The sequence below is a fragment of the Aquimarina sp. TRL1 genome (assembly GCF_013365535.1).
GTDB classification, from domain to species: domain Bacteria; phylum Bacteroidota; class Bacteroidia; order Flavobacteriales; family Flavobacteriaceae; genus Aquimarina; species Aquimarina hainanensis.
On record NZ_CP053590.1, the window covers coordinates 3254809 to 3278017 of the forward strand.

General features: G+C 35.5%; 20 protein-coding genes. 4 read left to right on the plus strand and 16 right to left on the minus strand.

Going from position 1 to position 23209, the window contains the following annotated elements; translation table 11 throughout:
- Positions 1-356: 356 nt before the first annotated feature.
- Positions 357-3596, plus strand: coding sequence for a S41 family peptidase (locus HN014_RS13150; protein ID WP_176029316.1), 3240 nt, complete (start codon positions 357-359; stop codon positions 3594-3596).
- 186 nt (positions 3597-3782) lie between these two features.
- Here the strand turns inward: HN014_RS13150 and HN014_RS13155 are convergent, their stop codons facing one another.
- Together HN014_RS13155 and dmpI are read right to left on the minus strand one after the other, a co-directional pair.
- Positions 3783-4310, minus strand: coding sequence for a hypothetical protein (locus tag HN014_RS13155; RefSeq protein WP_176029317.1), 528 nt, complete (start codon positions 4308-4310; stop codon positions 3783-3785).
- Positions 4311-4556: 246 nt separating this feature from the next.
- The gene (gene dmpI, locus HN014_RS13160; RefSeq protein WP_176029318.1) at positions 4557-4760 is read right to left on the minus strand and encodes a 4-oxalocrotonate tautomerase DmpI; all 204 of its coding nucleotides are present in this window, start codon (positions 4758-4760) and stop codon (positions 4557-4559) included.
- Positions 4761-5172: 412 nt separating this feature from the next.
- On the opposite strand from dmpI, the gene HN014_RS13165 reads away from it, so the two are divergent.
- The gene (locus tag HN014_RS13165) at positions 5173-5976 is read left to right on the plus strand and encodes a nuclear transport factor 2 family protein (protein WP_176029319.1); all 804 of its coding nucleotides are present in this window, start codon (positions 5173-5175) and stop codon (positions 5974-5976) included.
- Here HN014_RS13165 and HN014_RS13170 read toward each other — a convergent pair.
- The 5 genes from HN014_RS13170 to HN014_RS13190 form a co-directional block, all read right to left on the minus strand.
- Positions 5942-7399 carry an FAD-binding protein gene (locus tag HN014_RS13170; RefSeq protein WP_176029320.1) on the minus strand — a complete coding sequence of 486 codons (1458 nt, stop codon included), beginning with the start codon at positions 7397-7399 and terminating at the stop codon, positions 5942-5944. The genes HN014_RS13165 and HN014_RS13170 overlap by 35 nt on opposite strands.
- Positions 7396-8232, minus strand: coding sequence for a TauD/TfdA family dioxygenase (locus tag HN014_RS13175; RefSeq protein WP_176029321.1), 837 nt, complete (start codon positions 8230-8232; stop codon positions 7396-7398). Before HN014_RS13175 ends, HN014_RS13170 begins: the two co-directional genes overlap by 4 nt.
- 24 nt (positions 8233-8256) lie before the next feature.
- Positions 8257-9291, minus strand: a complete 1035-nt coding sequence (locus HN014_RS13180; protein WP_217704332.1) for an L-tyrosine/L-tryptophan isonitrile synthase family protein — start codon at positions 9289-9291, stop codon at positions 8257-8259.
- A gap of 720 nt (positions 9292-10011) precedes the next feature.
- Positions 10012-12144 carry a hypothetical protein gene (locus HN014_RS13185; protein WP_176029322.1) on the minus strand — a complete coding sequence of 711 codons (2133 nt, stop codon included), beginning with the start codon at positions 12142-12144 and terminating at the stop codon, positions 10012-10014.
- A 5-nt stretch (positions 12145-12149) separates the two neighbouring features.
- Positions 12150-12620: a hypothetical protein gene (locus tag HN014_RS13190; protein WP_176029323.1), complete on the minus strand. Its 471-nt coding sequence runs from the start codon at positions 12618-12620 to the stop codon at positions 12150-12152.
- A gap of 464 nt (positions 12621-13084) precedes the next feature.
- Between HN014_RS13190 and HN014_RS13195 the strand changes: the two genes are divergently transcribed.
- Positions 13085-13921, plus strand: a complete 837-nt coding sequence (locus tag HN014_RS13195) for a M57 family metalloprotease (protein ID WP_176029324.1) — start codon at positions 13085-13087, stop codon at positions 13919-13921.
- A gap of 293 nt (positions 13922-14214) precedes the next feature.
- Here HN014_RS13195 and HN014_RS13200 read toward each other — a convergent pair whose 3' ends face one another.
- Together HN014_RS13200 and HN014_RS13205 are read right to left on the minus strand one after the other, a co-directional pair.
- Positions 14215-14646, minus strand: a complete 432-nt coding sequence (locus HN014_RS13200) for a hypothetical protein (RefSeq protein ID WP_176029325.1) — start codon at positions 14644-14646, stop codon at positions 14215-14217.
- Positions 14647-14847: 201 nt separating this feature from the next.
- A complete protein-coding gene (locus HN014_RS13205; RefSeq protein ID WP_176029326.1) occupies positions 14848-15522 on the minus strand; it encodes an NAD(P)H-dependent oxidoreductase in 675 nt (224 codons plus the stop codon).
- A gap of 91 nt (positions 15523-15613) precedes the next feature.
- Here HN014_RS13205 and HN014_RS13210 point away from each other — a divergent pair, with 91 nt between their 5' ends.
- Complete coding sequence (locus HN014_RS13210) at positions 15614-15952, plus strand: helix-turn-helix domain-containing protein (RefSeq protein WP_176029327.1); 339 nt, start codon at positions 15614-15616, stop codon at positions 15950-15952.
- 270 nt (positions 15953-16222) lie between these two features.
- Here the strand turns inward: HN014_RS13210 and HN014_RS13215 are convergent, their stop codons facing one another.
- The 7 genes from HN014_RS13215 to HN014_RS13245 all read right to left on the minus strand — a co-directional run bounded on the left by HN014_RS13215 (position 16223) and on the right by HN014_RS13245 (position 23096).
- Positions 16223-17182, minus strand: coding sequence for a M91 family zinc metallopeptidase (locus HN014_RS13215; RefSeq protein WP_176029328.1), 960 nt, complete (start codon positions 17180-17182; stop codon positions 16223-16225).
- A gap of 247 nt (positions 17183-17429) precedes the next feature.
- Complete coding sequence (locus HN014_RS13220) at positions 17430-18599, minus strand: FAD-dependent monooxygenase (protein WP_176029329.1); 1170 nt, start codon at positions 18597-18599, stop codon at positions 17430-17432.
- Between the two features lie 29 nt (positions 18600-18628).
- Positions 18629-19024, minus strand: coding sequence for a DUF6463 family protein (locus tag HN014_RS13225; protein ID WP_176029330.1), 396 nt, complete (start codon positions 19022-19024; stop codon positions 18629-18631).
- Between the two features lie 63 nt (positions 19025-19087).
- Complete coding sequence (locus HN014_RS13230; RefSeq protein ID WP_176029331.1) at positions 19088-19660, minus strand: Crp/Fnr family transcriptional regulator; 573 nt, start codon at positions 19658-19660, stop codon at positions 19088-19090.
- A gap of 78 nt (positions 19661-19738) precedes the next feature.
- Positions 19739-21241, minus strand: coding sequence for a serine hydrolase (locus tag HN014_RS13235; protein ID WP_176029332.1), 1503 nt, complete (start codon positions 21239-21241; stop codon positions 19739-19741).
- Between the two features lie 218 nt (positions 21242-21459).
- A complete protein-coding gene (locus tag HN014_RS13240; RefSeq protein ID WP_176029333.1) occupies positions 21460-22419 on the minus strand; it encodes a hypothetical protein in 960 nt (319 codons plus the stop codon).
- A gap of 194 nt (positions 22420-22613) precedes the next feature.
- On the minus strand, positions 22614-23096 hold the full coding sequence (locus tag HN014_RS13245) for a DUF6265 family protein (protein WP_176029334.1): 483 nt from the start codon (positions 23094-23096) through the stop codon (positions 22614-22616).
- Positions 23097-23209: the final 113 nt, after the last annotated feature.

Consider the following 23209-nt stretch of genomic DNA (forward strand, 5'->3'; position numbering starts at 1 on the left):
GATAACGTAAATAAAGTGAAGTATCTTTTTTGATTGCTGAGGTGTCTTTTTGTGTCAGCGAAGTACTTTTGTTAAGTTCTTGTTAAACAAAATAGTACTCATATGATAAGGGTAATCACATAAAATAATAAGAAGAGTGATGTACTATCAGAGGGTACTACTATCTTTTGTAAAAGAAGATCAGGAGGAAAGTGTTGTGAAATTCTTAACTATTTTCACTGTTGATATTTAGTATATTGGCAAAATTTTTACCGATATTTTAATAAAAAGTAAGACAATCTGGATAGAAACCTGCTTTTTTTTAAAGGTAAAGTATAGTTATATAAGTCATCAATCGTTTAAAAAACAAAACAAAAGTGAAAAAATTATTAGCTTTTTTGACACTGTTGGTTATCAGTGTTGGACAATCGAAGGTGTTGGCACAAGAAACACCTCAATGGATGCGATATCCGGTTATCTCTCCGGATGGAAAAAAGATTGCATTTAGTTATAAAGGAGATATTTATGTGGTCAATAGTGCTGGAGGAAGAGCAGTACAGCTGACAACTAATATGGCACATGATTATAGACCTGTTTGGTCACATGATGCTCAAAAAATTGCATTTTCATCAGATAGACATGGGAATTTTGACGTGTATATTATGGACGCAGAAGGAGGGAATGTTCAGCGGTTAACACATCATTCAGCCAATGATTATGTCAGTGATTTTTCTGTCGATAATAAAAAAGTATATTATACTTCCACTCGGTTAGATACTCCTGTTTCTATTATGTTTCCTTCTCGTACACTATCAGAAATATATAGTGTCAGTGTTCAGGGAGGAAGAGAACAGCAATTTCTGGCAGTTCCTTCAGAACATATGAAGTGGAATGCCACTGGAGATCAGTTTTTATTCGAGAATATAAAAGGATATGAAGATCAATGGAGAAAACATCATACTTCTTCCATTACCAGAGATATTGTATTATATGATACCAATCAAAAAGCGTATAAAAAAATAGCAAATTGGGAAGGAGAAGAGCGCAATCCTGTATGGAATGGACAAACAGGAGTATATTTCCTTAGTGAAAAAGGAGGTTCCTTTAATATTTGGAAAAAAGATATCAACTCGAATACCTATGGTACACAAATTACAGAACATACAACACACCCGGTACGATTCTTATCAGCTTCAAAATCTGGGGTATTATGTTATGGGTATGATGGAGAGATCTATACCTATCAGAACGGGAGTTCTAAAAAAGTAAATATTACGATTAAGTCAGATCAGCCTAACAATCTTTATGAGTTTATTAATGCTGGAAGAATTACGGATTTTGATGTTTCCCCTAATGGAAAAGAGGTGGCTTTTATCGCCAGAGGAGAAGTATTTGTAACATCAATAACCTATAAGACGACTAAGCAAATAACAAAAACCTCAGGAATGGAACGACGTGTTCAGTTTAGTCCTGATGGAAAATCGTTGGTATACGATAGCGAAAGAGATGGAAGTTGGAATATCTATAAAGCTACCATTGGCAGAAAAGAAGATACTTATTTTTACAATAGTCTGTTAATCAATGAAGAAGTCTTGGTAGCGACAGATCAGGAAACCTTTCAGCCATTATTTTCTCCCGACGGAAAAGAGGTCGCTTTTTTAGAAAATAGAACGACTCTGAAGGTAGTGAATTTGGCTTCAAAAGAAATAAGAACAGTACTGGATGGAACCTATAATTATTCGTATGTGGATGGAGATCAGTATTTTACTTGGTCTCCGGATAGTAAGTGGTTATTGGTTGAGTTTTTCGAATTCGAACGCTGGAATTCAGATATAGGTTTAGTAAAAGCTTCCGGAACCGAAAAACCAATTAATCTTACTAAGAGTGGGTACTCCAATACAAGAGCTAAATTTGCTATGGATGGAGCATTGGTATATTGGGAAACCGATAAACAAGGATTCCGATCTCATGGTAGTTGGGGGTCTCACGGAGATGTATATGGGATTTTTCTAACACAAAAAGCATATGATACTTTTTTGCAAAGCAAAGAAGAAACTGAATTAGAAAAAGAAGAAGATACCTCAGAAAAAGAAGAGGGTAAAGACAAAAAAGAAAATAAAAAGAAGAAAAAAGATAAAGAAGATAAAGAAGAAAAGGTACGTCCAATAGTAGTAGAAAAAGAAGGGCTCCATGATCGTAAACTTAGATTGACAATCCACTCTTCCTTTTTAGGAGATTATTTGCTAAATGAGAAAGCGGATCAACTTGTGTATCTATCTAATTTTGAAAAAGGTTTTGATCTTTGGACTACTAAATTTAAAGAAAAAGAAACAAAACTGTTAGCCAAGTTAAATGGATCAGGATCAAAGCTTCAATTTGATAAAAAACAAGAACATGTGTTTTTGATTAATAAGGGAAGTTTACAAAAAATAGCAGTAAAAGATGGAAGTAAGAAAAGCATAGGAGCAGATGCTACTATGTCTTTATCAAAAGCTAAAGAACGCGCCTATATGTTTGAACATGCCTGGAGGCAACTACGAGAGAAATTTTATGTTCAGGATTTACATGGAGTTGACTGGGATATGTATAAAAAGGAATACGAGAAATACCTGCCTTCAATTAATAATGGATACGATTTTGCAGAAATGTTAAGTGAATTACTGGGAGAGATCAATGCATCTCATACTGGTGCAGGATACAGAAGACGTGCCAAAAAAGCAGATAAAACAGCTTCATTAGGATGTTTTTATGATGAAACCTATACAGGAAACGGAGTTAAAATAGCCGAAATAATAACAGGAAGCCCATTACAACAAAAAGAAAGTAAGATAACTGCAGGGACCATTATAGAAAAAATAAATGGAGAGACTATTACTGCAAATACAAATTTCTATGCACTATTGAATAGAAAAGAAGGAAAAAGAACATTGCTTGCATGTTATAACCCCACCTCTAAAGAACGTTGGTCAGAAGTAGTAAAGCCAGTTAGTTTATACAAAGAAAGTCAGTTGGCATACAAGCGTTGGGTGAAGAGTAGAGCAGCTGCCGTAGAAAAATTATCCGGAGGAAGATTAGGATATGTGCACGTAAAAGGAATGAACTCTGCCAGCTTTAGAGAAGTATTTGAAAAAGCCTTAGGTGAGTTCCATACCAAAGAAGGATTGATTGTAGATACCCGATTTAACGGAGGAGGTTGGTTGCATGATGATTTGGTAACATTTTTAGGAGGAAAAGTATATATGACTTTCGAGCCTAGAGGACAGAAAAATATGGGAGGAGAACCAATTTGGAAATGGACAAAACCTTCCTGTGTTTTAATGAGTGAATCTAATTATTCTGATGCTCATATGTTCCCATATACCTATAAAGCATTAGGGGTTGGAAAATTAATTGGAATGCCGGTTCCTGGAACAGGAACAGCTGTATGGTGGGACACCATGGTGGACGGACAGACTACTTTTGGAATACCACAAGTAGGGATGCGAGGAATAATTGACAACAAGTTATTGGAGAATAATCAGTTAATGCCAGATATACAAGTGGACAATGTGTATGAAAAGGCTTTAAGTGGTGAAGATCAACAATTAGAAGCAGCGGTTAAAGAACTGCTTAAATAAAAATGATATTTATAATATAAGAGAAAAAGACCATTTACGATCAGGTAAATGGTCTTTTTTTATGATATTACTCCTACAGTATATAACTAAAAATACTGAGGGGGTTGGTTTATGTATAGTAGGGATATACCCGGATAATTTCTTTGTTGTTTCGGTTAGGAGTTTTGCAACCAAACCGGCTCAATGTTAATGATCTTCTTTACTGCTTTCGTCTTTTGTGTTTTCTTCTTTACTGTGTTCTTCCAGCATTTGCTTGTGATCCTTCATCATTTTTGTATGATCGTCTTCTAATTTTTTATGATCTGCTTTTAAGGTTTCATGCTCTGCTTTCATTTTTGCATGCTCAGTTTTTATTTCTTCCTCAGTTGACGAACGATCTTTATGTTTACTTTCTAAGGTTTTGTGATTTGAAATCAAAGCATCATGTTTTTCAATGATTGCTTGATGTTTTTTCAGGACTGAGTTGTGATCGTTTTCCATTAGCACATGTAATGAGTCATTTTCGCTCATCACTTTGTTGTGCTCTCCAACCATTTTCATATGCTCTTGTTCCATTTTTTTGTGAGCTTCTTTCATACTCGTATGCTCAGTTTCAAAAGTCGTATGTTCTTTTGCTAATTCCTTATGAAAATCATTATCCTTTTTGGTATCCTTACAAGCGACAAATGCCAGTAGTACCAGCATGCTAAAAATAGTTGATGTTAGTTTTCTCATGATGTTATCTTTTAGTATTTAAACTTTTCTAAGGTACAATTTTTTGTATCATTTTTGAATAACATTCAGCGAATAAATGAATATGTAGATTCTCTTACGTTAGTGGTTTTAGAACTTGTTTTTTTGATGTATTCCTTGAAGATGGTTAATAGATAATACACAGACGGTAACATCTTTTATAAAAAAATCATTTAGTTTTAAGAACTCATATAGAAAGGGCGCCTGTTGTGTGACGCCCTTTGTATATTAATTTCTGCTTAGTGCTGATTTAATTTCAGTGACCGTTTTTCCTCCAACAGCAATATTATCATCTTTTACCTCCTTTATAGAGACAAAAAACAATTCTTTTGGAATTCCGGTAACATTTACAGCTACTTCTGTTAGTTTTTCAATGAGTTCTTGCTTTGTTTTTTTATCAAGAGACCCTGTTTCAAATGATATATACGGCATATTATTTATGATTTAACATGAATTATTAGATAGAGTGCTCTGAACTTAATTTTTTTTTTTTAAATAATTGATCACTCCGTCATTAAAAGTAAATGTAATCTGAAAAGAATTGTCTTAATTAGTTGTAAAAAATCGTTAAGTTTTTCTAAACCGAATACATATGTAAGATGTTTATTGTTAAAGTTTTATGATTTGATTTTTCTAAAAAAATAATAGTGATAAAAACCACTTTTTTATCCGGATAGTTTTTAAAATAGTGTTATAATTTTCCGGAAACTTCCTCGTTCATAGTATCAATTTGTATGCTCTTCTAAAGCATATACACAATTTTTAATTACAAACAGATCTTAGCGATATAATAGGGAAGTCATTTCTCTTGTATAGAATAAGGTTTATCTTAACAAATATCTCAATGAATAATAAAGAAAAAGCAAAGGCTTATCATACAGCCGTTAGTGCATACGATGTATCGACAATAGAAAAAATGGTTGAAGAAAATTACATTCAACATAATCCAAAAGTTCCATCAGGAAGGGCAGCATTTGTCTCCATGATTCCTACATTAAAAATGCATGGTAGCAAAATAGAAAACATTCGGATGATGGAAGATAATGATCATATTATCATGCATCATAAGTGGGTCAATGCGGCTCCATTTGGTTTTGAAGCGTCAGTGGCTTTTCATATTATAAGGTTTGATAGCCAGGGTTTTATTGCAGAACACTGGAATGTGATGACAGGAATTGCACCCTTGAATGCTTCTAAAAGATCCTTATTTGACGGGGAGACAACAATTACGGATATAGAGAACACAGAAAGTAATAAGGCAATCATTGCAAAACTGATCAATCAGATGATACACGATGATGTTGAAGAGATTACCACTACTGTGATTCCTCGATATTTTCAGGAAGAATTCCACCAGCATAATGCAATGATATCTGATGGAATTCAAGGGCTAACGGATGCCATTCAACAAGGAGTATATGTCCCTCGTTATAAAAAACAGCAAGCTGTTTTCGGAGAGGGAAATTTTGTCCTTTCTATTAGTGAGGGAATACTTTCACAAAAAAATACAGCATTGTACGATCTATTTAGATTGGATAATGCAAAGATTGTAGAACATTGGAGTATCTATCAGGAAATCCCAACGACTGATTTGGCGAATACGAATACGATGTTTAATTTTCAACATAGGTTTCAACCAAGTTTTTGAGTAAGGATTCCGCTTCCCCGATAGGGGCAACAGCCTCGATATAAGCGTCTGGCCTTACAATAACAATCTGATTTTTATAGTAATCCTCTTTAGTCCAGTATTCGTGCTGTGTTTCATTAGGGCGAACCTGCAATATGGTTACGAAATCAGGAACCGTTATAGCGGGTACATAATCACCAAAACACAACAAGGTGAATTTTGTATACTCCAGAAGGGAGTATAATCGCATACTTTTCTTCTCTTTGTGTATTGTAAGGTCATATACTCTTGTACCGGCACATCCGGATTCACTATAACGGATTCCCATCCCGGTAATATTTCCTGCCCTTTTTTCTACAATTTTTACATAATCCTTGGCATGTGTTCCGTCATCGGAATATTTAGTAGACCGGACAAGTTCCCCGGAACTTTCGATAACACTTAGTGCGACAGGCTTTCTTTCATTTTCATAGGTACGCAGCAGGTTTTGGTTTGTTCCGTGGTTTTTTATCATGTTTAATTTCCAGATCAGATTAAAAGCATCTGCTAAACCGGTATTAAGCCCTTGTCCTCCATTTACGGAATGGATATGACAAGCGTCTCCGGCAAGAATAACACGATCTTGAAAAAGAAAATGTTCTGCAACTGATTCTTTTACCGAAAATTGAGAAAACCATACAAGTTTTTTAATCTTAACATAGTGTGGAGCCATAGCAAGATTGATTCTTTTCAGCGCATCCTCCATATCGAAATCTTTGCGATCCATTCTAATATAAAACCGGTCAATTTCCCCTTCTCTGGGAATCCAGGCAACATCTGATGTTTCAGACTGGAAGACGATTATCTCTGGTACTTTTGGGAAATCAGTTTCGAATACGGCATCAATTACAGCCCATATAATTTGGGGGCGTGTAATTTCAAAAGGAATCTTAAAGTGATTTCTGACAAAAGAACGAGAACCATCTGCTCCGATGAGGTATGTTGATTTAATAATATCACCATTGGTAAGTGTACTGGTACATCCATGAGCTGTAAGTTGGATGTCTTCTATAGTTGTTTTTCTTATTACAGCGGCATCAATTGCAGTAAGCTTTTTATCTAAGAGCTGTTCTACAAACGCTTGCCCAAGCATTAGAAAATGTTTGTGAAAGCACCCCTGGAGTTCATTCCACCAGGAAGACTGTCGGGATATAAACTTTCCTTTTTCCCAAACGGAACTTGTATTACATGGAAGCCCCAAAGGATAGAGATCCTGGAATAAATTAGCTACTTCGAGTAGTTGTAATGTTCTGGCATTAAGGGCATCAGCTCTTCCTACTTCCAAAGGTCCTTCCGATTTATCAATAATAATAGTTTTTAGCCCTGAAATTTCTGCCAGATAAGCACATAATAAACCTACTGGACCAGCGCCTATAATAAAGATATCTGTTTCTCTTGTCTTCATTTCGTATAGATTAAATGCGGATTATCTAATGGAGTTTTTCCTAATAACTGCACACGTCTGATATGTCTGGGAGCTCCTTTAAGGAAGGGTTCTCTACCGTGTAACAATGTGTGATTATCAGAAAATACAATATCTCCTGTCTGCCATTGATGCGTATAAAGGTTTTCTGGTGCGTAGAGTGTTTTATTGAGGTCCTGAATGAAATCGTCTATTTCTTGGCTGGGAATTCCCTCTATGGCAAAACCAGGATGATTGATAAACGACGCATCTGTTGTATTCGGAGGTTCGCAATACCGGATTACAGAAAAATCCCTTTCAGGGTGTTTTGTCAGGATAGGGGCAATGGTTTTACTGTCATAAAATTCCATTTTTCGAGAGTAAATACAGGTAATTTTATTCCAGTATTCCAGGGTTTCTTTTTTAGTTTTTTCCAGAACTTGTTTTGTGTTGACAAATGTAGTTCCCCCACCATTATTGCTTCCAGGGGCACTTACACAATGGAACACCTGAGTTTCGGGAACCTGTTCTCGATACATTCCATCCCAGTGAAGAGGAATATAGCTATTATCAAAAATATGATCTTTAGGGTTATCATGTTCGATGAGTTCTAATACTTTGCCAAAAGGCCATACACTGATTTCTCCAAATGTTTCGCAGTAATTAGAAAAATCAGTTGCCGTATCAAAGCTATGAAAACCTCTCAAAGCGAGGAGGTGTTCATCAGATAATGCTTTTTTTAGCTCGTTAATATCGATATTTCTAATGTCCTCTTTCCCAGGGACTGGTTCTATTAAGAGACCGAACGGACGTAATTTTGTGATGTTAAAATTCATGATGCATTTTTTTATGTTGAGGTATTATAGCTCATAAGTGAGCTGTTGGTTTTGGGAGATTAGTTTGTAGTGACTAGGACGCCCTTTTTCATCCTTAATTAATTGGGCATTTAATTCTTTGACCTCCCGATGTTTCATTAAAATAAAATTATTCCCTGTGTTTACCGCTACTCCATGCCAGGGAGTCATCCATGTTTCTATTCCGAGAAGTTGAATTCCGATTTTTCTGGAACCACAGCTCTGAGGGTGGATGGATAGGCGAATTGCCTCCGGGAATTTTTCTGCGATTAAATCTGTCCAGGCATTACTTCTTATAATTGCTAAGTACGCTCTTGATTTACACTCTTTTTGAATTGCACTTTTTGATTTAGTCTGCCCAGGAAAAAGTGAGTCTTCTACAAGAAAACGTGTTAAACCGCAATACAGTCGATTTGCTTCCCTCTCTTCAGGAGTACTAGATCCGGTTACATCCCCTCCTCTTTTTACTTTTTCTTTTAGGCGTTCCAGATCTTGACCATATTTTCCTATAAGCTCTGAGCGAGCTTGTTCGAAATTGCAATCGTGGTATACATCATCAAGATTAAAAGTAGAAAGAGATGTAAGATTTGATTCTTTAATGATGCGATCGATTTCGATTTGATAACTTGTAATGTGCTTCTCAGCAATCCCTACAACATCACTAAAGACTCTACCATCAGAACAAATAATAACTTCAGCACCAGGAGTATATATACTTTGAATGCGTTTACAGAGGTTGTTTAGGAATGTTAGTGCTTGCTTTTCTGCCATATCAGGAAGATGACCTAAGACTTTTGCCGGGTTGGGGGATTTGCCAGGAAATGCAGGAAGAACGAATCTGATCTTTTTTTCTTGCATGATGGCAGCAATAACTTTGTCAATATGAGGTTTATGGCAGTCTGAACACGTAGTAGAGTCACATTTTTTTTCGGTATCGATCATTCGTCGAAATTGCATAACTTCTGTTAGTATATTCGTAGCAATATCAGCTATTTGTTGATCAGAACTAGGTTTCCCTAATTCATTGGTTAAGATTTTCATAATAATTCTTAGGTTTTAAGGTGAATTTTCTAAATATAGATGAGACCAAGCTAGGGAAACACTTGTATGAAAAACCTTTACTTACGAGGATTAACGCAAGTTTAAAACCTATTAACACAGACTTGCTAGGAAGGATACTAGGAATTTTTATTAAAGTAACCTATTACTTTATAGTACAGTGATTGCTGAAGAAAAAAACAGAAATAATACATAAGTATCTTATTAATAGGTGATTACATGTATGATTGTAAGATATCAGAAATGTAATTTGAAAAGTCTTAAAATGGGATAAATTGACATTTTATTATTAATAATAGAGGCTTGTTAAAATCTCCTAATTTTTATTCTGAGATTAAAAATTAACAAAATATATTAAATCAGTGTTAATGTGTTTTTGTTGTTTTTTTAGCCTTTGTGTAATGATGAGTTTTAAATATATTGCAATGTATTGTGTTGATATTGAGATTTTTGTTTTTGTGTTGTTTATGTTTGATATTTTATTTTTAAAATTTTTAAAAACGCATATTATCATTTTATTAGTGTTAAATAATAAGGGTGTTTTATGAAATTTTTAGCCTCTAATAAGAAGGCAAAACAAGTTTGCACAAGAAAAACATTTTTTTCTTATAGAAATTCACAGAGGGAATTTTTGTATGTTTTTTTATCAGGGGTAAAATAATTCTGTTATACTTATGCAAAATTTAGTTTGATCAACTACTTTTAATTACTTTTCATCCGCTCCCTAAGGTTCGTAATTTTAGAGAGTGTTCTTTTTAATAAATTGAGTAAAGCTTCCTGGTTTTCTTCTGATGCAGGGCTACTATTGGTTGTAATTGTATTATTAATAGTAAGGGTAGGTTGTACAGGGTTGTTAAACACATTTTTTAAAGCTTCGGATTTTTGTAATATTTTATGAGCATAGTAGAGTAATAATTGCTGGTTGTCAGACCATTCAGGTAGTGGGATGAGCTCTACACTTCTTATAAAAGACAAATCAGTTTCTGCTACAATTTCGATCCACTCGGAATACCCGAATCTGGATAATTTTACTTTGGTATTAGAAGCATCTGTCGGCGCTTCGAACAGCGATTTATAGGTTCCGCTGAAGTCAACAGCTTCTTGTAATAAAACTTCCGGGGAGGGGACAAAATCCGTAACGGTAACAGTGGTATCTGTAAGATCGAGCAATTCAATGTATTTAAAAGTTCCGGTACTATCAATATACCCAAATTCTATGGCAGCTCCATTAGCGACACTAATGGTTCCTGTGGTTTCTATACTGGTAAATTTAGTTCCGAATCTCAGGGCATTACTTCGTATAGTGATGGTTTGATTTCCTTCATCTACGGCAAAAGCAGCAGGTGCATTTTGGTCAATAACCAGGTTCCAGTCTGCTGATAATACCAGGCGATCTCCATTAGTCGTAAAGAAGAAGTTTTCTATACCTAATGTTGTAATGTTATCAACCTTAAAACTTTTAGCACGATCATATAACTGATCCAGGGTATTGATTTCAGTATATCCATCTACAACAGTCTTGCTGATTTCTGAAATTGCAGTATCATCAAAAACTTTGGTAGATAAACTAGTTCCGTCAACTCCTTTTAATACGGCATCTGCTATGATTTGATATAAGTAATTATACGCCCATAAGTGGATGTCGAATACGTCGCTATCATCATTGTTTTTGCCACGATAATCCCAGGCATAGGTACCGCTATTTAACCCATTAGCTCCACCTGTGTTAGCAACATTTGCAGCCAGTAATATTTGTTGTTGAGGGATTGTGCCATTGATATCTGTTTGAGTGATGTATTCATTATCCTGAGTATTATCTACAGTATGTCCTTCCCGATTATATGTTTCTCTCCCTCCATTGTTTGTATCCCGGATATACATAGTTACTCCGGCAACAGGGGCATTTGCCAAATCAGTGACAGTCAGGTCTAATTCCTGGTATACGAGTGCAACTCCATATCCGGCCCCATTTCCATCATTTTTATGATTTCCGGCAATGAGCTGAGAACCTGTTTTGGAATTAATAAGGATAGGGCGACACCCTTGCCAGAATTTTATGTCTTGTGTATTTCCTCGATCTCCTCCAGAGTATCCTCTAAAAGTTACATCGTAATTAGGAGTATTACCTGAAAAAGCAATGGCTCCTCCTGTAGTTTCCGGGCGGTAATTATTCATTTGTTGCGGACGTCTCAAAAAAGTAATATCCCCTCTTCCGTTTCCAATAAACGTAAGACCATTGACAAAGAAATTATCCGAGTTTTGTCGTACCTGTACCACATCAGATGTCGCATCTCTACGTACTAATAATACACCGTTAGTGATCTGAACGGTAGAAGTCGGTTCGGCAAACCAGGGCAGTTGTCCAACATCAATTGTAGCCCCTCTCCAATTCCAGGTAGCCCCATTACGGATAGCAATAGCAGCATTGTTCGCATTACAGCATCCTGCATCTGTAGAAGAAATAAAGATCCCTAATCCCAGTCGTTGTCTGGTAACTCCATTGACAACCACATCTTCTCCCAGGTTATAAGTGGCTCCGTTTTGTATATCTATGATGGGATTTCCCGGGTTATTGAATAACAATTGTTCCTGTTCGGGGTTATGTGTTAAAGTCCCTTGAATAACCAGTCGTAAATTCCCCAGGTTATAAGTAATAAATTGATTAGCTCCTGTACCATTAGAGATAACTGTAACTCCTGCAATACCTGTCAACCCGGATAAGTTAGTATCTACTCCGGTTTGTGTAATTACATTTCCTGCCAGTGTAAAATTAGCATACATAGTTTGTAGCAGAAAACAGCAGTAACAAATGAGAATTGTAGTTTTTCTAATCATAGGCTTTAATTATATGTTAGCCCTTGTACCTGTGCAAGTGTACTGGGTTGCGCTCCCGTACCAGTGGCACTTTCTTCTACATTAACATCTGTCTTGTCATATCGGATTACAAGATAATTACTCCCATCTTCAACCATGGATACATAACAGTAATCCTCATCTTCAAAAATCAATTCATCAGTCATATTTTTGAAACTGGTCGTAATAGTATATACATTATTGGTGTTACTGATTGACAGGAAAGGATCAGAAGTAGTAATGTCTTCAATAGGAGTTAGTGTACGCCAGACAGTAGCATTCCTGAAAAATATAGTCTGGGTGGTCGTATTGTATAGTAAGGAACCTTCATTCGGTGCCGTAATTGCATTCATCTCCGTCAGTGAGGCTGTTGGAAGTCCTAATAAGGAGCCAGCATCTATCTGTGCAATACATAGATATGATTGCAGTATAATAAGTAACAGGGGTATTTTTTTCATCAATAGTAATATAGATTTAGGGGAGTCTAATATACAATATATTAGCCTTTTATCAAAGAATATAGGCATGTTATCACTGGTGGAAACAATTATTAATGTATCTGAATACGAGTTTATTAGTGGTAGTGGAAGTACTATGATAAAAAAAGAGAAATGATACGTAATGTCAAATAGAAAGGAAAGTTGATTAATTACCTTTTAGTAAGATAAGCTACTTTTTTTAAAAAGAGGAGTTGTTTTTAATACCAGTTGTTGTAATTCGGTATAAAAATCTTTTTTTTCCTGTGTTTTAAAGGGGTTTGAGAAGAATTTTAGGGTGTAAGGTGTTAATTTTGTGCGATTTACTGTTTATGGTTAAAAAACAACGTTTAATGTAAAAAATCGTGTGTTTGGTTAAATTATGTTAACAACTAAGGTCTAAACCTTATTAAATTAACAAAGATTTAACAAAATAACACAAACTTATGAAGAGAATTAATTTTTTAACAAGCATTGCAGTGATCTCGATGCTGTTAGTTTTTACGTCATGTGAAAAAGAATCGTTTGAAAATGAGAATGTAGCACTTTCAGAAGAAGTTTCAAAAGAGCTATTAAACAAGCTGATAGAGCTGAACTTTAATCCTAATGGAGTAGAGAAAATGAAAATTACAGAGGAAGATGGTACTTCTAAAATAGTGTATCTAATAGAAGGAGATATTATGATGACAGAAGAAGAAATCATGCGTATGAACATTTATGGAGGTGTTCAGGATAAGCAGTATCGCACTTGGAATTTAATAAACAGATCCAGTATAACAGTTGTGGGAGACTCCAGATTATTGAGTCAAACAGCCAGAAGAGCATTGGGGTATGCTGTCGATAACTATAACAGATTGAATCTGAGTTTTCGTATCAACCTTCGCTTTGATACACGAAGAGGAAATGGAGATATTTTTGTGACGATTAATGATAACCTGGGAAGTGGATCCAGAGGACAGGCAGGGTTTCCTAGTTTTGGACGACCTTATAACTTAGTATGGATTAATCAATTTGCAAATCACAGACAGAGTGATCAGCAATTAGAACATTTATTAGCCCACGAAATAGGTCATTGTGTAGGTTTGAGACATACAGACTGGAATACCAGAAAATCATGTGGAGAGAATAGTAACGAAGGAACATTCGGAGTAGGAGTTGTTCATATTCCAGGAACACCTTATGCAGGAAGAGATAATGCTTCTATTATGAATGCATGTTACCCGAATGGAACTGATGGAGAGTGGAGTTATTATGATAGAGTAGCACTAAACTATTTATATTAATTAAAGAATAAGTAAACCTAACCATTTATTTATGCTAGTAAGATTGTAATACACCTATTTTAAATTTGTGGGGAAACTGATTTTCGAGAAGGAATTAAGTGATTATCAGATTGAGAATATCCCTCTTGGAGGATAATTAATTAATGATACGGTTTCCGGTAAAGTAAAATTTTATCAACTGACAGTATTACAATTTAATAACGGTACAAACCAGTTTGGAGATTTTATATCTTCTGACTGGTTTGTTTTTTTATATGGATAAAATTAAATCTTCATTGTGTATTATAGTATTTTTATCCTATTTTGATACGCACCATGGTCGAAAGAATTAACAATAAGGATATAATTCCGACAATGGTGGTGAATATTCCTGTTTTCCTGGATTTAACCCAGCCTGCTAATGATATAATTGTTAATAAGGATACCAACCCGATTATTAGACTAAGAACCCCGGTGATTCTGGGAATTACAAAATCATCCATAGCGACTTGATTTATGTACCCTCCGGGAGTGGTGATCATTGAGATCTGTGTCATAGCAAATACCGAAACAAGAAAACTTCCCGAGGCAATGGTTGCCAACCGTACAAGGAGATTTATCATTTTCCCTTTTTTATCAGAGACTAATAATCCCGCTACGATTGTCATAGAAAAACCACTGAGCAAGGAGCTGATTAATAGTGTCTGATTCGCTAATGTATTCCAGTATGCTAATGTTGTTTCCATAATAGTCCCTTGTATTTAGGGGGGTATATTGTACAATTGTTCCCGTATGTAGAGTTGATATTGTAACCCAAATATAGAGAAGTATTCCACATTATTTTCAGCAGATAAAGAAGAAAATGATATATCGGTTATAATTTTAATAAAAAAACGAAAGCATCAACCTAATGTTGATGCTTTACTGTGATCAAAAATACAGTATTGTTATTTCCAGGAGACAATATCACTTAGCTTTCTTCTTGATTTTGGACGGGTAGGTGCTTCTTTTCTATAACCAAATGCAACCATATAGGATAGACCATATTGGGTAGTATCTATATTGAATTTTTCCCGTAGTAGAGCTTCAGCTTTTTCCTGATGAAACCCTTCGATAGGACAGCTGTCAATACCAGATAATGCCGCAGCAGTCATCATATTTCCCAGAGCGATATAACTCTGTTTTGATGCCCAGTCGAATAGTTTCTTATCTGTGTCCAGATCAAAATCACGTTCCTGAAATTCCTTGTAGAATGTAGAATACATTTTAATGACATCCTCTGGTAGCTGTTTTACTTCTTTCATCATATGGGTAATATAGTCAGCATCCCATTTTGTCAGAGGAGCTTTCATGCTTAACCCTAATACAAAATGACTGGCAGTATCTAGTTTTAGAGGTGCTCCCCAGGCAACAGGTTTCAGTAATTCTCGTAACTCAGGATCTTGAACGACAACAAAATGCCAGGGCTCAAAACCAAAAGAACTAGGGGATAAATTTGCTGTTTGAAGGATGAAATTGATATCAGTGTCTGACAATTTTCTGCTTGGGTCAAACTCTTTGGTTGCATGTCGGAATTGAAAAGCATTGATAATGTCTTTTTGTGCAATATTTGGTGTATCCATAAGATTTAATTTTATACTATAAATTATATAGTTGCAAAACTAAGTATAGTAATCTATCTTTGCAATAACGGTCAAAAAGGATAGTTTATATATGCATACATTTAGAGGAAAAGAATACCCTTGTTGTACCAGTCTGACGATGGGAATTATCGGAGGAAAATGGAAAACAGTTATTTTGTATTATTTGATAGACGGAAGTTTACGATATAATGAACTGAGAAAAAAAATGCCATCAGTAACTGAACGTACTTTGAGTTTACAGTTAAAAACGCTGGAAGAAGATGGTATTATCAAAAGAGAGGTATTTACCTCAAAACCCCCGTTAAAAGTAGTATATTCTCTGACAGCATTAGGAAAAACACTGATTCCGTTGGTACAGTCTATAGCAGATTGGGGAAATTTTGCCGTAAAAGAATTTGCAGATCAATAATTGTGATTCTTTTTCGTATTAGTGTAGAAAATAACAACTTCATTACGCATCATTACAGATTTTTATGGATACGAAGAATGCTTATATTTTTTGATATCTCGTTGAGGTAGTTACTCTTAATCGTCATTAAGCGAGGAGTTAATTTGTTTAGAAATTACGATCTGTTTCCTGTCATTTTTTTAGAGGAAATAAATTTAAAAAATTATCCCCTTCTATAAAAAGGGTAGAGCTTTATAGAAGGGGAGTGAAATTAAAAACCTTTTGAGATGTTTATTTTAGCTCATCATGATTATTAGAGCAACTACCACAAAAAAGAGGATCACTGCAAGCCCCTCCACATGGAGCATGTGGATTTTGATTTGTATAAGAGACTCTGGCTGGTCGACCTGTCCAGGCTCTGTAGTTATTTTCAGTAAATGCACTAGGATCTGTATTCCCAAAACCAACAGTATTATATTCTTCTCTAGGAATGTTTTCATTACCCAAAAAATAGTTGGTTCTATTGGCCGCATTAATTCTTCTGTTGACCTCATGAGAGATATACCCTTGCGCATCTCTTCTATCCGCGATATGAAGCGCATGAATAAGTTCATGAAATAAAGTAACATCGGTAGGTGATACACGCTGAGATGCTTCCCCTTCACGATTACGATCTATATTTATATAACGATTATCATTAATATTCCAGTTTACAGTTATAGTATTCCCTTCTGCACGTGTTTGTGTAATTCCAGAGGTTAATACATTGATTTCTATTTGTCGGGGAGAATCAATTACATCTCTCAGAAATAGGGAACCTTCTGTTTCATCATTTCCAGTTGCCCAAACCGGGATCCCTCCTACAAAAAAAGCGAAAGCATTTGCAAGAACACTGGCAGTATGATCTCGATATTCCCACTCATCACTTTGATAAAGGGTTCCATCAGTATCTATTTTTACCCGGTATAAAGTACCTCTGTCTCTGGAGGTTTGTGCTAAGTTAATTTTCTTAATTACTTGTTTTACAGCCTTCTTTTGCCTATCACTTAGAGAGGTCCAGTTTTTTATTTTTAAAGAGCTTGGACCTGTATAGTTCTGAGCTGGTTTTGTAGGCTCATCATTTTTCAATTGAGAGACGATTTGGTTTGTTTCAAGTGTTTGAGTAGATTCTTCTATAGCTACAGAATCATGGTCACAAGCAGTAAAAACTGTACCTGTTAAAATGAGAAGTAATAAAATTTTTTGTTTCATAATGAAGTGTGAATTTTGATTAATTTATGAACACCAAAAATATTTGTAATTAAAAGATCTAACTGTTGTGCTTTTACTAATTTTTGTTACGAATGAGTTAACTATATGAGCTATCTAGGTGTCTTGTTTTTTTGAAAAACAAAGATGTATTACAAAATCGTTAGCGTTGATTATGTGGTGTATAACAGGGGTGATACCGTCTTTTAAAAGGAGAAAAGATCAGTTTGTAACTGTTAAAGAAATCTTTTTATACGTTCTTATGAGCAATGGTTGTATCAATATTATATACAGTTAGCATCTGTTGTTGCATCATCTTCTGAGGGGTATATTTTAGGATGAAATTGCGCAGGATTTCCAGAGGTCTGTTTGTGATTGCCATTCTGGATGTGTTCCAGGATTGTTTGACTAATCTTTCTACTTTGGGTTTTCTAAAGGTGTAAAATGTATCAAAAGCATCTTCTGTTTTTGGGATACCATGGATAAAATTAGAAAGGTAGAAAGCATCTTCAATGGCCTGAGCACCTCCTTGTCCCAAATCAGGAGTCATACTATGTGCAGCGTCTCCAATAAGGCAGATGTTTTGATAATGCCATCGTTCCAGTAAGTTCAGATCGAATAGGTCATTTCTCATTATTTTTTCTAAAGGCGTATTGTCGATTAGAGTGTTGACAATCGGATGGAATTCCGAAAATAACGTTGTTAATGTGTTTTTCAGGGTATGAAGATTGTCTTTTTGTTGCATTTTACTACGTCTGACGGCAAACCAATATACTTTTCCATTTTCTAGTTTAGACATCCCGAATTGTAGCTTTTTTCCCCATAAGGTACATCCAATGTTGGTAAGTGATATATCCAGGTCATAATTAGCGATCCCTCTCCAACAGGTCTGTCCGGTATATCTCAAAGTACTGCCTGGGAATAGCTGTTTCCTGAGGGTAGAATTGATCCCATCAGCCCCGATAAGGAAGCGAGTTTTTACAGTGGATTTATCTGTAAATGTTATGGTTATGTGGTCTCTGTACGATTCGTATTTTTTGAGGGTTTTATTTAGTACGATGTTTTCTTTGGTTGCATAGTCATAGAGGATTTTTTGTAGTTTTCCTCTGTGAATTGCCATGGTGGTATATCCGTATTTTTGTAAGGCAAACTGTTGATTACTATCTGAGATAGGGCGGAGATTATGGTCTGTTACTCGAATACTGTCGAATGCATTTCCGGAAGATTGTACCGCCTGTAGTAATTTGGGATCAATCCATTCGAGTACTTGCAAGGCATTTGGTGATAACCAAATGCCCGCTCCAACTTCTTTTAAAACTGCAGCTCTTTCATAAAGTACATAAGGGATGTTTAATTTTTCAAAACAAATAGCTGTTACGATTCCTCCTATTCCCCCTCCAATAATTGTTATAGAATTCATTGTTATTGAGTAAAGTATATTAATAAAGGTTATAAACTTTTTTTAGGGATCATCATATAGAGTGCATGTGGTAACATTATAAAGGTCATGCCAGAGTTAGGAATCATATAGATACCTACTAATATCAGTGCTAGATATGAAAACCGAACAGCTTTAGGGATTTTACCGGAGTTTTTTTCGATATGATAAACGGCAATTCCCAATGGAATCAGCAGAAGACCGAAGTAGAAAAACCAAAATGCGGCAAAGTTTTCATAATTCATTTGTCCGTTGTTAGCAGGAAACTCATCTAGTCCCTCACTGATTTTAAAAAAAAAGTGATCTGCAAATGTTGCAAATTGTTTCCCGAAAGCGGAAGGGGATAGCCCGAATAATGTATGTCCGATTCCTGTAAGGATGATGATCGTACCATTTAATGATTTCATAGGTTTGATTTTATAAGGTACTTCAAAATTAGGTCATTTAGGAGGACCTGTTTTTGATCTATGTCAAATGGCTTTAGACCCTCGGATCCTGCTCAGGGTTTCCTGGGTAATTCCCAGAAAAGATGCAATATCTCCCAAGGGAGCAGATAATTCGATTTTGGGATATTGTTCGATCAGACTGCGGTATCGCTGATATCCGGTTTTGAATTGAAGGGAGACAATCCGATGCCTGAACTGTACGATAACCCGAGATAACACTATCCGGAACAAATGCTCAAAGTCATGGTGCTTTTTGCAGAGCATTTCTACTTTGCTCTTATCGGTCTCCAGAAGGACACAATCTTCCATTGCCTGGATAATATGCAGGCTTGGTTCATCCGTAAAATAACTGGTGCTCGAGGTGATAAATTCATTTTCAAAGGCAAACCAGTCAATTATTTTTCGATCCTTATAATAGTAATAGGCTTTTAAGGACCCTTTGACCAGATAAAACAACTTATGTCGTTGTTGCCCTTCTTCTATAATAGTGGTTCCCTTTTTATAGGAAACCAGTTTGCTGTTGTTCTCCCAGTCAATATATGTTTTATGATCAAGAGAAGAGTACATATCGGTTATGCTAGCTTGTATAAAGTCCAATTTTTTTGTTTTAAAGAAAAATAATGGTTTCGTATAATAAGAGGGGAGAGGATGCGGTTTTATATGGATGCATTATGATCAGGGGGTGTTTAACTGTGCTATTTTGACTAACATTTTTGCTGCGTTTTTGTTTTCTGGATTTAAATCTAAGGATTTTTGATAGTTTCGTCTTGCCAGATCGTATTGTTTATTCATAAAATATGCTTCTCCATAACTGTCAAACGCATTGGCAGATTCAGGATAATCTTTTGTGTAAAGTTCAAAAATAGAAAGTGCCTTATCGATATCCTTATGGTAGAGGAAGTGATACCCTGTTTGATTCAATGCCCGTTCAAAACTGATTTCCGGATGCTCACTTTTCATTTGTTGATATTCTTGTACAGTCTGATGAAAAGGATTTAAGATAAACCGAAGGCGAATTTCTTCATTAAACCATCTGTCTTTTCTTAGTAAACGAGGGTCTGCTACTCCCGAAATATAATTGATGGCATTGCTTATAACTGGTCGTTGTTTAAAACCGTTAGATAACACAATAATGGTTAGGTCATGGTTAATAAACTTCATAAAGGCACTGACACCCCCTCCGGCAAAGCCATAATACCGTTTGTCTTCAGGACCGAATATTCCCCAGCTATAACCAAAAAGAGCATTTGGATCTTGATAATCAAATGGCTGCATCATTTGTTTTTTGGTTGCCGTTTTAAGGAGCTGATCGTTATCGAGTTTTGTATTCCAGCGGATTAGATTTTCCAAATTTATATTGAGACCATTTCCTGCCAGTGAACGTTCCCCGGCTGCAAATGAACTTATTTCGTAAGTACCGTGTTTTTGATTGAATTCATATTTAGGAACTCTGTTTGGAATCGCTAATAAGCTGTTAGAGGCATAGACAAGGTGTGTATTTTGGTGATTAAACTGATGTTCGAGAACAAACTCTTCCAGTTTCTGCTGACTTATTTTTTCGATGATCTGTTTCAAAAACCAAAAATTAGTCTGGTTATATGAAAAGCGAGCTCCTGTTTCGAAGAGAAGCGGTTTTTGAGTGATTTCTGTATGTATTTGCTCATCTGATAGTAACGGTTGATTTTTGATGTCTTTGTATTCAGGGAGACCCGAAGAGTGTGATAAAAGGTGTTTTACTTTTATTTTTTTCCAGGGATCCGGGAGTTTTTCTATAAATAAGCCGATGGAGTCCTCAAGTGACAGTTGATTTCTTTCTATTAACTGGAATACTGCGACTGAAGTAATTAACTTAGAAGTCGAATAGATCCGGAATAAGGTACTGTCCGTTACAGGAACTTTATGAGCCAGATTAGCCAGACCGTAATTTTTCTGGTGTAGCATTTGTCCATTCTGGATAACGGCTATAGCCATTCCGGGGATTTCATCTGCCTGCATTAGGCGTTTGATATAGGTATCTATTTCCTGATGATAAGAAGGAGTTTCTTCATTAGAGGAGCTTTTTGGAGCGCAGGAAAAGCTTAGAAGTATACCTAGTAAACTTCCTGTGAATAGGAGTGTTCTTAGTTGCATGATGTTTTCTTTTTTTGATTGATGATGAATTGTTAGCCAATAGGTCATAAAAAACACTGTTTTGTTACATAATGTATCTTCATTATCAGAGAGGTACCTGTTATTAGTGGTTTTTTCGAAATAAGGACTGATTTTCTATACAGTATCAATACACTTGTTCTGAAATTGAAAATTTGTTTCTAAGAAATGTCTTGTGGGCTTACCACGAGGTAGTTTATTATTGAATGCAGAGTGATTAGAGAAGAGAGTACCGTTGTTTTTAGTAGTTAAGGAGAATGTGATTCGATTTTAAATTTTAGTGATTTTAATAAACGAGTTTCAAAATCCGTAATAATACTTCCAGCCCAAAAGTTGGCATATCCATTCATTTTTGAGCTCAGCGTATATTGACAAGCGAGTTTTAACTCGGTGGTGGTAGGCGATTGTTTGGAAAGGGTGTAAGAGATGTTTTCAAAGGTAAAGGACTCGCTTTTTAATAAAAGATTATCGGTAGGAAGATCTCTTAATTCAGATTCATTGATATGGATTTTAAATTCCAGGTAGTTTAGAGTATCTACTGTAGCAAGTGTCTCATAGAGTTTTAATCGATTGGAAAAATACCCTATTCTGTAGGTTGTTCCATTGACGATTTCGAGTTTGGACTTTACAGGTCTGGGAACCCCGATATAATTAAAAAAACCTTTTTGATATTCACTGTCTTTAATTTCGGGAACTTCTATCAGATAAGACCAAACAGTTTGACGATCAGCTTCGATGAGTATTTTAGATGTTACAGTGTAGGTTGTCAGGGTATTAGGGATAAAAGATTCCAGGGGACTAAGCAGAAAGGGCAATGCGACAATAGCGTATAGTTTTTTAGAATATCTTTTTTTGATAAGAGGAGCCAGTGCAGTACCGACAATTCCGGCAGTTATTAAAAAAGGAAGAGCGATGATTAGAATACAAAGCCAGTCTTCAAAACCGCTGGATAATGTAAAGATGAAAAAAAGTAACACACTCAAAAATGGAAAAACGAATTGTTTCCATTTTGATGTTAGAATTTCTTTTTTAGCAAATAGCATCGGAATGATGGAAATAACGAGGGGAAGTACCCAAAGAAAAGAAAGAGAATAGCTATTGTAGTAGTCATGAATAGCCGTATTGTGATTTCCTGAGCCTGAGATTCCTCTGACGAGCAAACCGTATAAGCCCCCCAGGATGATTCCGATGTATTGTTTGTATTTCACTTGTTTTTTCTGATAAATGCTAAGGGGTTTTGTTGCACAAAATCAGCCATGATTTTCTGCCGTAGCCGAAAGATAGTGAATTGCAATAAATTCCGTTAAGGAGTTCAACTGCAATGAGCCATACACGATGTGATATACGTTCGGCTTTCGTTCTTATTCCACTTGTTTTTTACTAGTAATCCGCTGGAATCGATTTAGTTTATGGTTGGCTGTTTTATTTGGATATAAGAAAACCCCTTGTCGTTTTTTCCTAGTACACTAACCTTTATACGATCTGTATCTATTCTTTTGTATTGAATTTTTTTGGGAAAATCGTGATTGATATTTTCAAAGGATAGGTATTCATTGTTGTCAGGATTTAAAATAAACTCAATCGTTTTTCCGTCATTTTGATTGAGGACTGTCGCTCCATATACTAAGTGATCCCCAACATTTTTAATCGTTAATGTTTCAGAGATGATTTTTTTATGTTTCACAAGTTTATATGAATACCCAACAAGTCCGCCTTTTGGGTGCTTTTCCCAAAATTCGTACTGTTCTTTCCCTTCCTTTTTCCACGTTCCGACGAAAAAGTCCAATTTAGATGTTTTGTTTTCGTTACAGGATGCCAAAAGGAATAGCAGACAAATGGCAGATAGTATTTTTATGTTTGATGATTTGTAAATTCCAATTTTCATAAGTGTTTTAATTATTGTTGCAAGTTACCTTTATTACTATGTTTTAAACTTGTTTTATGCCTAGAAATATATCGTATTTTTAGTTGGTGCACAGGGGGTAATGTGTACGTTGG

Coding starts and splice junctions, on each gene's coding strand:
- HN014_RS13155 (WP_176029317.1), bottom strand. CDS start 4,310: ATGAGAAAACTAACATCAACTATTTTTAGCATGCTGGTACTACTGGCA.
- dmpI (WP_176029318.1), bottom strand. CDS start 4,760: ATGCCGTATATATCATTTGAAACAGGGTCTCTTGATAAAAAAACAAAG.
- HN014_RS13165 (WP_176029319.1), top strand. CDS start 5,173: ATGAATAATAAAGAAAAAGCAAAGGCTTATCATACAGCCGTTAGTGCA.
- HN014_RS13170 (WP_176029320.1), bottom strand. CDS start 7,399: ATGAAGACAAGAGAAACAGATATCTTTATTATAGGCGCTGGTCCAGTA.
- HN014_RS13175 (WP_176029321.1), bottom strand. CDS start 8,232: ATGAATTTTAACATCACAAAATTACGTCCGTTCGGTCTCTTAATAGAA.
- HN014_RS13180 (WP_217704332.1), bottom strand. CDS start 9,291: ATGAAAATCTTAACCAATGAATTAGGGAAACCTAGTTCTGATCAACAA.
- HN014_RS13185 (WP_176029322.1), bottom strand. CDS start 12,144: ATGATTAGAAAAACTACAATTCTCATTTGTTACTGCTGTTTTCTGCTA.
- HN014_RS13190 (WP_176029323.1), bottom strand. CDS start 12,620: ATGAAAAAAATACCCCTGTTACTTATTATACTGCAATCATATCTATGT.
- HN014_RS13195 (WP_176029324.1), top strand. CDS start 13,085: ATGAAGAGAATTAATTTTTTAACAAGCATTGCAGTGATCTCGATGCTG.
- HN014_RS13200 (WP_176029325.1), bottom strand. CDS start 14,646: ATGGAAACAACATTAGCATACTGGAATACATTAGCGAATCAGACACTA.
- HN014_RS13205 (WP_176029326.1), bottom strand. CDS start 15,522: ATGGATACACCAAATATTGCACAAAAAGACATTATCAATGCTTTTCAA.
- HN014_RS13210 (WP_176029327.1), top strand. CDS start 15,614: ATGCATACATTTAGAGGAAAAGAATACCCTTGTTGTACCAGTCTGACG.
- HN014_RS13215 (WP_176029328.1), bottom strand. CDS start 17,182: ATGAAACAAAAAATTTTATTACTTCTCATTTTAACAGGTACAGTTTTT.
- HN014_RS13220 (WP_176029329.1), bottom strand. CDS start 18,599: ATGAATTCTATAACAATTATTGGAGGGGGAATAGGAGGAATCGTAACA.
- HN014_RS13225 (WP_176029330.1), bottom strand. CDS start 19,024: ATGAAATCATTAAATGGTACGATCATCATCCTTACAGGAATCGGACAT.
- HN014_RS13235 (WP_176029332.1), bottom strand. CDS start 21,241: ATGACCTATTGGCTAACAATTCATCATCAATCAAAAAAAGAAAACATC.
- HN014_RS13245 (WP_176029334.1), bottom strand. CDS start 23,096: ATGAAAATTGGAATTTACAAATCATCAAACATAAAAATACTATCTGCC.